At 64.7% G+C, this 11,481-nt stretch carries 12 protein-coding genes and 1 pseudogene; 11 read left to right on the top strand and 2 right to left on the bottom strand.

The features are described from left to right. Nucleotides 1-32: 32 nt before the first annotated feature. Nucleotides 33-855, bottom strand: a pseudogene (locus BCCGELA001_RS35600) (LysR substrate-binding domain-containing protein). A gap of 203 nt (nucleotides 856-1,058) precedes the next feature. Here BCCGELA001_RS35600 and dctA point away from each other — a divergent pair. From dctA to BCCGELA001_RS23005, 10 genes are all read left to right on the top strand, one after another. Next, a complete protein-coding gene (dctA, locus tag BCCGELA001_RS23050) occupies nucleotides 1,059-2,393 on the top strand; it encodes a C4-dicarboxylate transporter DctA (protein WP_063921158.1) in 1,335 nt (444 codons plus the stop codon). 14 nt (nucleotides 2,394-2,407) lie between these two features. Beyond that, nucleotides 2,408-2,908, top strand: coding sequence for an ureidoglycolate lyase (locus tag BCCGELA001_RS23045; RefSeq protein WP_008549531.1), 501 nt, complete (start codon nucleotides 2,408-2,410; stop codon nucleotides 2,906-2,908). Nucleotides 2,909-2,936: 28 nt separating this feature from the next. Continuing rightward, nucleotides 2,937-3,776 carry a bifunctional allantoicase/(S)-ureidoglycine aminohydrolase gene (locus BCCGELA001_RS23040; RefSeq protein WP_008549529.1) on the top strand — a complete coding sequence of 280 codons (840 nt, stop codon included), beginning with the start codon at nucleotides 2,937-2,939 and terminating at the stop codon, nucleotides 3,774-3,776. 99 nt (nucleotides 3,777-3,875) lie between these two features. After that, nucleotides 3,876-4,328 (top strand): DUF2231 domain-containing protein, encoded by a 453-nt coding sequence (locus tag BCCGELA001_RS23035; protein ID WP_008549527.1) that lies wholly within the window; start codon nucleotides 3,876-3,878, stop codon nucleotides 4,326-4,328. Continuing rightward, nucleotides 4,325-5,662: a PQQ-dependent sugar dehydrogenase gene (locus BCCGELA001_RS23030; protein ID WP_008549525.1), complete on the top strand. Its 1,338-nt coding sequence runs from the start codon at nucleotides 4,325-4,327 to the stop codon at nucleotides 5,660-5,662. Before BCCGELA001_RS23035 ends, BCCGELA001_RS23030 begins: the two co-directional genes overlap by 4 nt. A 53-nt stretch (nucleotides 5,663-5,715) precedes the next feature. Continuing rightward, nucleotides 5,716-5,943, top strand: coding sequence for a hypothetical protein (locus BCCGELA001_RS23025; protein ID WP_008549523.1), 228 nt, complete (start codon nucleotides 5,716-5,718; stop codon nucleotides 5,941-5,943). Nucleotides 5,944-5,957: 14 nt separating this feature from the next. Further along, nucleotides 5,958-6,128 (top strand): hypothetical protein, encoded by a 171-nt coding sequence (locus BCCGELA001_RS38455; protein ID WP_193409733.1) that lies wholly within the window; start codon nucleotides 5,958-5,960, stop codon nucleotides 6,126-6,128. Between the two features lie 123 nt (nucleotides 6,129-6,251). Continuing rightward, nucleotides 6,252-7,454: an MFS transporter gene (locus BCCGELA001_RS23015; RefSeq protein ID WP_060736390.1), complete on the top strand. Its 1,203-nt coding sequence runs from the start codon at nucleotides 6,252-6,254 to the stop codon at nucleotides 7,452-7,454. 170 nt (nucleotides 7,455-7,624) lie between these two features. Beyond that, nucleotides 7,625-8,854: a CaiB/BaiF CoA transferase family protein gene (locus tag BCCGELA001_RS23010; RefSeq protein WP_060737786.1), complete on the top strand. Its 1,230-nt coding sequence runs from the start codon at nucleotides 7,625-7,627 to the stop codon at nucleotides 8,852-8,854. Nucleotides 8,855-9,041: 187 nt separating this feature from the next. After that, nucleotides 9,042-9,257 carry a hypothetical protein gene (locus BCCGELA001_RS23005; RefSeq protein ID WP_060736389.1) on the top strand — a complete coding sequence of 72 codons (216 nt, stop codon included), beginning with the start codon at nucleotides 9,042-9,044 and terminating at the stop codon, nucleotides 9,255-9,257. A gap of 63 nt (nucleotides 9,258-9,320) precedes the next feature. Here the strand turns inward: BCCGELA001_RS23005 and BCCGELA001_RS23000 are convergent, their stop codons facing one another. Next, nucleotides 9,321-9,992, bottom strand: coding sequence for a TetR/AcrR family transcriptional regulator (locus BCCGELA001_RS23000; RefSeq protein ID WP_060736388.1), 672 nt, complete (start codon nucleotides 9,990-9,992; stop codon nucleotides 9,321-9,323). 213 nt (nucleotides 9,993-10,205) lie between these two features. Between BCCGELA001_RS23000 and BCCGELA001_RS22995 the strand changes: the two genes are divergently transcribed. After that, nucleotides 10,206-11,441, top strand: a complete 1,236-nt coding sequence (locus tag BCCGELA001_RS22995) for an acyl-CoA dehydrogenase family protein (RefSeq protein WP_008549491.1) — start codon at nucleotides 10,206-10,208, stop codon at nucleotides 11,439-11,441. Nucleotides 11,442-11,481 lie beyond the last annotated feature (40 nt).

Raw genomic sequence — 11,481 nt, 5'->3', positions numbered from 1 at the left:
TCGCACATGGCCGGCCAAAGCTTTCGTTCGGCTCAATCCCTCCGCTGGTTGAGATATCGAAGCGCAAGCTTGATGAAATTGTGCACGACCATCGACGTCTCGTCCTTCCTGAACACCAGAAACACGTCTGCCGTGGGCGGTGAGGGCCTGATCGGGCGGAAGACGATGTCGGTGGTCGTGAACCGCGCGATCGATTGCGGCACCAGTGCCACGCCGAAGCCTGCGGCAATCAGGCTCGGGATCGACTGGGCGTCGACGACCTGCTGGGACACTTTTGGGAGAAAGCCGGCGTCGACACAGCATGTCTGCACGTAGCGGGCGAAATCGGAGCTGTTCGGATCCAGCACGACGTGCGAGAACGACCTCTTCGCGCCATGCCAGCTTGCTGGAGAGGTCGCGCTCGGCAGGGGTGCCGCGAATGAGGCAGATGTTGGTGGTGCGGTTGAGGAGCGCTGCGATCTGCAGCGCCGGCGCCTGCTCATGCACCGTCATTCTCACTTGCGGAGCAACTTTCCGGTAGGCGGCGAGCAGCTCGGCGAGACGACCGCGCAGGATCGAGCCGGTCGCTCCGACGTCCAGCGTCCCGACCAGGCCCGCGCCGATCGACCGGACCTCGTCTTCGGTGACCTTGACCTGTTGCAGGATCGCGCGCCCGCGCACCAGCATGGCGTCACCGGCCTGCGTCAGCTCGACCTTGCGGCTGGTCCGGTAGAGGAGCTGGGTCCCGAGCTCGGCTTCGAGCGCCTGGATGTGCTGGCTGAGCGGCGGCTGCGAGAGGTTCAGCCGCCGGGAGGCGAGGGTGAAGCTGCGCTCCTCGGCGACCGCGACGAAATACCGGAGCTGGCGCAGATCCATAGCGAAACCCTATCAATCGTGTCGTTCTATATATTGGACTTGGCAGCGCGTCTGGTCAACGAATGACGATGGAGGCTGCTTGCGTGCTGCCGCACCGAATGGCTCCGTCCGCGGCGACCTGGTTTCGCCGCCAACGACAAGAATGGCAAAGGCTCAAGGCCGACCAAGCCAAGCAGATGCAAGCTCAGCGCGCGAGGAAAGCCATGCCCAGGATTTTCAAATCACTCTTCTTCCAGGTGGTCGTCGCCCTCGCGGCCGGCATTGCGCTGGGCATGGCCTATCCCGACACCGCCTTGCAGATGAAGCCGCTCGGCGACGGCTTCATCAAGCTCATCAAGATGCTGGTGCCCGTCATCGTGTTCTGCGTCGTGGTGCAGGGCATATGCGCGGCCGGCGATCTTTCGAAGGTCGGAAGGGTCGGCATTCGCGCGCTGCTCTATTTCGAGGTCGTCACCACCATCGCCCTGGTGTTCGGCATCGCGCTCGCCTACTACTTCCAGCCCGGCGCCGGAATGAACATCGACCCGCGGACGCTGGACGCCAAGGCGCTCAGCGGCTTCAGCCAGACCGCGGCGCAGGTCGCCGGCGGCGGCGTCTCCGAATTTCTGATGAAGCTCATCCCCTCGACCATGGTCGGCGCCTTCAGCTCCGGGGACGTGCTCCAGGTGCTGATCGTCTCGATCATGTTCGGCTGCGCCATGTCGCTGTGCGGCGAGCGCGCGAGGCCGGTCGTCGAATTCGTCGAGCGGGTGAACGAGATCATCTTCAAGATGATGAACTTCGTCGTCCGCCTCGCGCCGATCGGCGTCTTCGGTGCGATCGCCTTCACGGTCGGCAAATACGGCATCGGCTCGCTCAAGCAGCTCGGGGGGCTCGTTGCCCTGTTCTATCTGGCGGTGCTCTTCTTCGTGGTCGTCGTGCTCGGCGCGATCATGCGGCTCTCGGGCTTCAGCCTGTTCAAGCTGCTGGTCTATCTGCGCGAAGAGCTGATGATCGTTCTCGGCACCGCTGCAGGCGACAGCGTGCTGCCGCAGACCATGCGCAAGCTCGAACAGCTTGGGATCAAGCGCTCTACGGTCGGTCTGGTCATTCCGACGGGATACTCGTTCAATCTCGATGCCTTCTCGATCTATTTGACCCTGGCCGCGGTCTTCATTGCGCAGGCGACCAACACACCGCTCGCCACGGGCGATCTGCTGGCGATCCTCGGCATCGCGTTGCTCACCTCGAAGGGCGCGCATGGCGTGCCGGGCTCGGCCATCGTCGTCCTCGCGGCGACGCTGGCCGCCATTCCGGCCATCCCGGCGATCGGACTGGTGCTGATCCTGTCGGTGGACTGGTTCATCGGCATCGCCCGTGCGCTCGGCAACTATGTCGGAAACTGCGTTGCCACGGTCGTCGTCGCCTCGTGGGAGGGGGACCTCGATCGCGCCAAGGCGCGTCGCATCCTCGATGGCGAGATCGTTCCTCCGAGCGAGCCTCTTCTGATCGACCCGGCCGGTGCGAACGCGCCCGTGGCGGGTCTGCAAACTTCCTGAACGCCGAGGCATCGATGACGACACTCTCGATCGAGTCCTTGACGAAGCAGGCCTTCGCGCCGTTCGGCGAGGTCGTCGAAACGGCAGGGGCTACGCCGCTGTCGATCAACCAGGGCTATGCCGCGCGCTACAACGAACTCGCCAATATCGATGTCGGCGCGGAAGGCGGACAGGTCAACATCAGCTGGTTCATCGCCTCTGCGCGGCCCGCGCCGATCGCCATTCGCCTGATGGAGCGCCATCCCCTCGGAAGTCAGCTGTTCATGCCGCTGAACGGACAGGACTGGCTGGTCTTGGTTTGCGCGGATCCGCGCGACCTCTCGAGCTACCGGGCGTTCGCGGCCAACGGCAAGCAGGGCGTGAATTATGCCCGAAACTGCTGGCACCACCCGCTGCTGGTCCTGAAGGACGCAAGCTCGTTCCTCGTGGTCGATCGAAAGGGTGGTGGCGACAATCTCGAAGAATATTGGCTGGACGAGATCATCCAGCTCGAACTCGGGATAGCCGCAAGCTGACCCCCGGTAACCTCCACGAGGCTTATTGATGTCATCGCAAACCTATCACATCCCGCAGGGTGGCCTTCCGCCCCAGACCGATCTTCTGAGCGGCCGGGCCGTCTTCACGAATGCCTACGCGGTCATCCCGAGCGGCGTGCAGCGCGACATCGTCGTCAGCCATCTGCCGCACTGGGACGGCACGCGCCTCTGGGTGCTGGCGAGACCGCTCTCCGGATTCGCCGAGACGTTTTCTCATTACCTCATGGACATCGCGCCGGGTGGCGGAAGTGAAATTCCCGAGCCCGACAAGGATGCCGAGGGGGCGTTGTTCGTCGTCGGCGGAAACCTCGTCCTCAAATTGGCGGGCAAAGAGCGTGAGCTCAAGCCCGGTGGCTTCGCCTATCTGCCGCCCGGTTGCGCCTGGAGCCTTCGTAACCGCGGCGAGACGCCGGCGCAGCTGCACTGGATCCGCAAACTGTATCAACGCGTGCCCGGATTGGCCGAGCCCGATGTGATCGTGACCAACGCAGACTCGGTCGAACCAGTATCGATGCCGGGCACCGAGGGGCGATGGGCAACCACGCGCTTCATCGATCCCGCCGACATGCGGCACGACATGCACATCAACATCGTCACGTTCGAGCCGGGTGCGACGATCCCCTTCGCAGAGACGCATGTCATGGAGCACGGATTATACGTCCTCGAGGGCAAGGCCGTGTACCGGCTGAACCGGGACTGGGTCGAGGTCGAGGCCGGCGACTACATGTGGCTGCGCGCCTTCTGCCCGCAGGCCTGCTATGCCGGCGGCCCCGGCCGGTTTCGCTATCTGCTCTACAAGGACGTCAACCGGCACATGAATCTGCGGCAGGGACCTCCGCTGATCTGACCCCCAGCAATCCGCCCGTGCCATCGAGCGGTTGCAGGAACCATCACCCCACGCGTGAGTTGGCCGGTCGGGCAGGGCGAAAGTCACACGAGGCCAACCGTGAAAGACGACGTGCGCGTGCATTCCACGGCGCAAATCGCGGGTCATCCGATTCATCCGATGCTGGTGCCGATCCCGATCGCGTGCTTCATCGGCGCGCTCTTGACCGACATCGCCTATGTCGCCAGCGCCGAGATCATGTGGGCGGATTTTTCCGCCTGGCTTCTGGTCGTCGGCGTCGTCTTCGGCGTGCTCGCCGCGATCGCGGGCCTGACTGATTTCTTCGGCAACCGCATGGTGCGGGCGCAGCCGCCGGCCTGGCCGCATCTGATTGGCAATGCCGTGGCGCTGATCCTGGCGATCTTCAACTTGATGATCCACATGCGCGATGGCTGGACCTCGGTGTGGCCGACCGGGCTCGTGCTTTCGGCGGTCACCGTTTTGATCCTGCCCGTCACCGGCTGGCTCGGCTGGGCCATGGTCTATCGTCACGGCGTGGGAGTTGCGCGATGAACGCTTCGATTGTCCGCGCGCTGTCGTGCACTGCGTTGCTGTGTCTGGCCGGCTGCAACGACGGCAGCGGCGATCCCAACGCGCAAATCGGCCCCAATCCGGTGCTGCCGGAATTCCAGCAATATCTGATGCCGCCGATCCACATCGCCCGCATCGTCGGCTGGAAGAAGGACGAGGCGCCCACCGTCGCACCGGGGCTGCAGGCCAAGGCGTTCGCGACCGGCTTGCAGCATCCGCGCTTTCTCTACGTGCTGCCCAATGGCGACGTGCTGGTGGTGGAGTCCAAGGCGCCGAAGGGGGCTCCGATCAAGCGTCCCAAGGAATTCGTGATGGGCTACATCGAGTCCTGGGCGACGTCGGGCGGCGGCGACAGCGGGCCGGGTAACCGCATCACGCTGCTGCGTGACAACAATGGCGACGGCGTGCCGGATACGCGGAGCGTCTTCCTCGACCATCTCAACTCGCCGTTCGGCGTCGCGCTGGTCGGCAACGATCTCTACGTCGCCAACACCGACGCGATCGTCAGATATCCCTATACCGAGGGCGATACCAGGATCACCGCGCCCGGAACGGTGCTCACGCCCCTGCCGGGCGGGCCGATCAATCATCACTGGACCAAGAGCCTCGTTGCCAGCCCCGACGGCTCGAAGCTCTATGCCGGGGTCGGCTCCAACAGCAACATCGCCGAGAACGGTATGGAGGCCGAGCACAACCGCGCCGCCATCCTCGAGATCGAGCGCTCCAGCGGCCGCTGGCGGGTGTTCGCGAGCGGCCTGCGCAACCCGAACGGCCTCAGCTTCGAGCCGCAGACCGGCGCGCTGTGGACGGTGGTGAACGAGCGCGACGAGATCGGTCCGGATCTCGTGCCCGACTACATGACCTCGGTGAAGGACGGCGGCTTCTACGGCTGGCCTTACAGCTATTGGGGCCAGCACGTCGATCCTCGCGCGAAGCCGGAGCGGCCCGACCTCGTCGCCAAGGCGATCGTGCCGGATTATGCGCTGAGCTCGCATGTCGCTCCGCTCGGCATGGCATTTTACGCCGGCACCAGCCTGCCGAGCGACTATCGGGGCGGTGCCTTCGTCGGCGAGCATGGCAGCTGGAACCGGCAGGCGCTGAACGGCTACAAGGTCGTGTTCGTGCCGTTTGCGGACGGCAAGCCGAGCGGACCGGCGCGGGATGTCGTGACCGGCTTCCTCAACAGCGACAATCAGGCGCGCGGACGCCCCGTCGGCGTCGCCATCGACAAGTCCGGCGCGCTGCTGGTTGCCGACGACAGCGGCAATACGGTGTGGCGGGTCAGCGCGACGCACCCGCAGCTGACGCAACGTTAAGCCCGCCGGCGCGTTATCGGGCAGACGGTTTCTGAACGCCAAGGAGTTGGACAATGGGCCTCGCTCAATACGCCATCGTGCCGGTGCAGGACGAGTGGGGCGTGCTGCATGACGGCGACGTCAAGAGCAGATATGCCACCAAGGAAGCCGCCTTCGAGTCGGCGGTCGCCGCGGCATCCCTGGCCCTACGCGAGGGACACGAGGTCCATGTCAGCGTGCCCGGCCGCGAAGCTGGTGAGAACGCCCTCGGCATCAAGAGCCGGACCGCGGAACAGTTGTGACGAAGGAGGCCGCGATGACCAAGCCCCGTGAGCCGAACGGTGTCGAGCCACCCCATTCCGAAGAGGATATGCAGCGAGAGCAGCTCGGGCCGCGCGGCGTCCCCGGCGCGCCTGACCCGGCCAGGATGACGCCGCAGCGCGACAAGAAGACCCCGAAACATATCGAGCCCGGCCACACATCCTAAAGCGCGCGTGCTCTGCGGCTGACGCCGCGGTGCCATTCGGTACCGTCATTTCCGTGACCTGAATCTGCGGGTAAGACCGACTTGCCGGCGCAATCTGCGCCCGCCGGGCAGGCGATATTTGGAATGCAGTTCTTGAAATCTGACGGCAGGCTCATCGAGGTCCTGCTGGTGCTTGCCATCACTCAACTCATCGGCTGGGGCACGATCGGGCTTCCCGCGATCGTCGGCCGTGAGATGGCGGCGGATCTGGGCATGAGCCTGCCGGCCGTGTTCGCCGGGACTTCGGTGCTTTATGTCACCATGGGGCTGTGCGCACCCTGGCTTGCCAAGGCGTTCGCGCGGCATGGCGCGCGCAAGGTCATGATGATCGGGACGATCGTCGCAGTGCCCGGATTCGTTCTTCTGTTCTTCGCGCGCGAGCCGATGCTTTACTTCGCCGCCTGGATCGTCTTTGGCCTGGCCGGCAGCGCCACGCTCTCGACCGGCGCCTATATCATGCTGAACGAGGTCGCGGGGCAGAGCGCCAGGAGCGCCATCGGCGCGCTCATGCTGGTGACCGGACTGTCCGGCAGCATCTTCTGGCCGACGACATCGTTTCTCAGCGGTCATCTCGGCTGGCGTGGAACGTGCCTTGTCTATGCCGCCATGCTGCTTCTCGTGTCGCTTCCGCTCTATGCGTTCGCAGCACCCCGCCGGACCGTGCCAACGCAGGACGGCGCCACGCCGGCAAAGCACGTGGACGTGCCCCGGACTCCGCGGAGCACGTTCGGCCTCGTCGTTTGTGCGATTACCCTCAATGCGTTCGTTTCATTTGGTCTCAGCGCCGTCTTCGTCGAATTGTTGCGTGCCGAGGGGCTTGCGCCCGCGCAAGCCATTGCCTTCGGCTCGATGCTCGGTGTGATCCAGGTCAGCGCGCGCGGGCTCGACTTCCTCGGCGGCGGGCGGTGGGACGGCATCACGACCGGCCTCGTCGCCGGGACGGCGCTGCCCGTTGCCATGCTGCTCCTGATGCTGAGCGAGGGCACGACCTGGGCGGTCGCGGTCTTCATCCTGCTCTACGGCGCCGGCAGTGGCGCGATGGCGGTCGCGCGGGCGACGATCCCGCTGGTGTTCTACGACCAGGCCGAGTTCGCCAAGGCAATGTCGATGATCGCGCTGCCGCTCAACATCGCCTCCGCCATCTCGCCGCCGCTTCTTGCCGGGTTGCTGACGGAGTTCGGTAGCCGCGCTGCGCTCGGTCTCACCTTCGTCTGCTCCTGCGCGGCCGTGGTGATGCTGGTGCTGCTGGGACGGCGAAGGCCGCGGATGGCCCCGGTCCTGACCTAGCGTTATTCGCGGCGCGGAATTCGACACCCAGGCGATCCTTGCTGCCGTGCGAGGGATAGCCGTATGCCGGGAGTGCAGTGCTCGGGGCCCGAAAATGGTGTATCGGCAGGGTGCGCGACCAGAGCTACGAGCCGCCGCGCCAAGATCCCAGTTCCCCGGAGGAAATCGACATGTCGGCCCTGCCGCTCTCAGGCATCAAGATCCTTGACCTCACCCGCGTGCTGGCCGGGCCCCTGTCGGCCCAGATGCTGGGGGATCTGGGTGCGGAGGTCATCAAGATCGAGCGGCCGGGCACCGGCGACGACGCACGCGCCTTCGGCCCGCCTTACCTCGCCGATCCCGAAGGCAAGGCCAACAACAACAACTCGTTTTATCTCTGCGCCAACCGCAACAAGAAGTCGGTCACCGTCAACATCGCCAAGCCCGAGGGGCAGGCCATCATCCGCGAGCTCGCCAAGGACGTCGACGTCTTCATGGAGAACTACAAGGTCGGCGATCTCAAGCGCTACGGCCTCGACTATGAATCGATCAAGGCGATCAACCCCGGCATCATCTATTGCTCGGTGACCGGCTTCGGTCAGACCGGGCCTTACGCGCCGCGCGCCGGCTATGACGCGATCCTGCAGGCGATGGGCGGGCTGATGAGCGTCACCGGCCATATCGACGGCGAGCCGGGCGAGGGCCCGATGAAGGTCGGCCCGTCCATCGTCGACTACATGACCGGCATGAACTCGTCGATCGGGATCCTCTCGGCGCTCTACCATCGCGACGCCAATGGCGGGCAGGGACAGCACATCGACGTCTGCCTGTTCGACACCGTCATCGCCTCGTTGTCGCACTGGCTGCAGATCTACCTCGTCAACGGCAAGACGCCGCCGCGCCGCGGCACCTGGGGCAATGGCGGCATGCCCGCCGGCGTGTTCCGTTGCACCGACGGCGAGCTGATGCTGGTGGTCGGCAATGACGGCCAGTTCCAGCGCACCTGCGCCGTGCTCGGCGAGCCCGGGCTCGCGACCGATCCGCGCTTCGTCAAGAACAACGACCGCGTCGTGCACGGCAAGGAGATCATGGCGATCTTCGCCGGCCTGTTCCTGAAGAAGCCGGTGGCCTACTGGCTGGAGAAGCTGGAGGAGGCCGGCGTGCCCTCGGGCCCGATCAACAATTTCGAGCAGGTGTTCTCCGATCCGCACGTGCAGTCGCGCGGCATGCGGGTGAAGGTCGATCATCCCTTCGAGCCCGATCTCTCGCTGGTCCGCAACGCACTCACGTTGTCGGAAACGCCGATCAAGGACTACCGCGCGCCGCCGCTGCTCGGCGAGCATACGGGGGAGGTGCTCGGCGGCAAGCTCGGCTATGATGCCGGCAAGATCGAGCAGCTGAAGCAGCAGGGCATCATCTAGCGCTGCTGTATCGGCCGCTCCGACGGATCGTTTCCGATCGCGGGGCGATGGCCGCGTGACGTTGCGCTGCAGCCTTGCCCGAGGCTTGCGCGCAATCCCCAGATAACCCCGGTCCGTAGTCGCACAGGCTTCCGTTCCGTGCCAGACTCTGATCCGATCTCTCCACTTGAGTTCGGGAGGGAAGTGAATGTCCTACACGATCGGGTTCCAGGCAAAGAACCAGAAGGGAATTCTGGCGACCGAGGCGGCGACCGCCAATCAGGCCGTCGCCATCGTTGCCGCGCTGCGGCAAAGCTCCGACGAGATCAAGTTCATCCGTTCGCCTCAGGAAGGCGAGATGGGGATCGAGATGCTGCTGCTGCTGGCCAAGGAAGAGGCCGAGGAGATGCCGCAGCGGGTATAACCCGCGCTCTCTCTCCGATTGGAGACAAAAATCGAGATTGCCCGCTCCACCTGAGAGCTGGGCTTATCGCACGTCTCGCGCCAATGCGCGGGCCGGCGCCTTTGTCTCGACCTTTCCCGCCGTCAGCGCCATTGTCGCGACGGTGACGACGCGCGCGACCACGTCCTCGACGTCGTCGAGGTCGCATTTGCCTTCCGACAGCTTGGTCAGCCGCTCGCTCTCGCGGATGGTGTGGTGCGCCATGGCCAGCGCGAAGTTGAGGCCCCAGTAGATCTCGACGTCGCTGCGGTCGGGCAGGGACCTGCGCATCGCCCCGGCGAATTTCCGCAAATGGTCGATCTCGCGGTTCTTGATGCGGCGGATCGGCGGCACGGATTCGATCGAGGCGCGGATCATGAAGCGTGCCGCGGTGGAGCGCTGGTTCTCGGGGCCGAGGCAGCCTCGCAGCGGCGGGCCGACCAACGCGCGCAGGATCGCCTCGATCGGCGCGCGCCCGCCGCCTTGCTCCTCGGCATCCTTCAGTTGCCGCAGGCGCTCGCGGTTGGTCGCGATCGAGCGGGTGACGAACAATTCCGCGATCAGCTCGTCCTTCGAGCCGAAATGATAGTTCACCGCGGCCAGGTTGACATTGGCCTCCGCGACGATGTCACGCAGCGTCACGTCGCTGAAGCCGCGATCGGCATAGAGCCGCTCGGCGGCGGCGAGAATGGCAGACCTCGTATGATCGCTGGCCATGGGCGCCCTAGATGAGGGAGTTGCAATTCAAACACTTGTATGAAACTATCGTTTGAAGGCCGGAAAAGTCAATCCGCAATCGGGACTCGTTCGCAACTTGCGATCACATTCCGAAGTGGTCGCAAAGGCGCGCGCATTCGCGCTTGCGAGCCGCGCGCGGCGGGAGGACAGTCCGGCGCAAACGAGATCGCAAAGCAAGACGAGGAGCGTCCCATGGATTTCGACCTGTCCCCCAAGCAGAAGGAATGGCTCGACCGCGTGCAGTCCTTCATGGCCAAGCATGTGCGTCCGGCGGTGCCGGTCTATGACCAGCAGGACAAGGCCGGCGATCGCTGGAAGGTCATTCCGGTCCTGGAAGACCTCAAGAAGAAGGCCAAGGCCGAGGGCCTCTGGAACATGTTCATGCCGCCGTCCGAGCACGAGGACGACGAATTCCGCGGCGCGGGACTGAGCAATCTCGAATACGCGCTGCTGTCGGAAGAGATGGGCCGCATCACCTGGGCCTCTGAAGTGTTCAACTGCTCGGCGCCTGATACCGGCAACATGGAAGTGTTCATCCGCTATGGCACCAAGGAGCAGAAGCGCAAATGGCTGCGCCCGCTGATGGACGGCGAGATCCGCTCCGCCTTCCTGATGACGGAACCCGCCGTGGCCTCGTCGGACGCCACCAACATCGAGACGCGGATCGAGAAGGACGGCGATCACTACGTCATCAACGGCCGCAAATGGTGGTCGTCCGGCGTCGGCGATCCCCGCTGCAAGATCGCGATCCTGATGGGCAAGACCGATTTCAAGGCGGCCAAGCACCAGCAGCAGTCGCAGATCCTGGTTCCGCTCGACACGCCCGGCATCAAGGTCGAGAAGATGCTGCCCGTGTTCGGCTTCGACGATGCGCCGCACGGTCATGCCCAGGTGCTGCTCGAGAACGTGCGCGTGCCCAAGGAGAACATCCTGCTTGGCGAGGGCCGCGGCTTCGAGATCGCGCAGGGCCGTCTCGGTCCGGGCCGTATTCATCACTGCATGCGCACCATCGGCAAGGCCGAGGAAGCCCTGGAGAAGATGGTGAAGCGGCTGGCCTCGCGCACCGCCTTCGGCAAGAAGATCGTCGAGCACAGCGTGTGGGAGCAGCGCATCGGCGAGGCCCGCACCAACATCGAGATGACCCGGCTTCTGTGCCTCAAGGCGGCCGACATGATGGACAAGGTCGGCAACAAGACTGCGCAGGCCGAGATCGCCATGATCAAGGTCGCAGCGCCCAACATGGCGCTGAAGATCATCGACGAGGCGATCCAGGCTTTCGGTGGCGGCGGCGTCTCGGATGAAGCGGGCCTTGCCAAGGACTACGCCCACATCCGCACGCTCCGTCTCGCCGACGGCCCGGACGAGGTGCATAATCGCGCCATTGCCAGGCTTGAACTTCGGAAGTATGCAAACTCTCCAAGTCACTGAGCGGGAGGGCCCTGCGGCGCTCCCGATCTGAAGAAACGAC

The organism is Bradyrhizobium sp. CCGE-LA001 (assembly GCF_000296215.2).
In the GTDB taxonomy this organism is placed as follows: domain Bacteria; phylum Pseudomonadota; class Alphaproteobacteria; order Rhizobiales; family Xanthobacteraceae; genus Bradyrhizobium.
The sequence above is the reverse complement of the archived record's forward strand: the minus strand, read 5'-3'. Positions and strand labels throughout refer to the sequence as shown.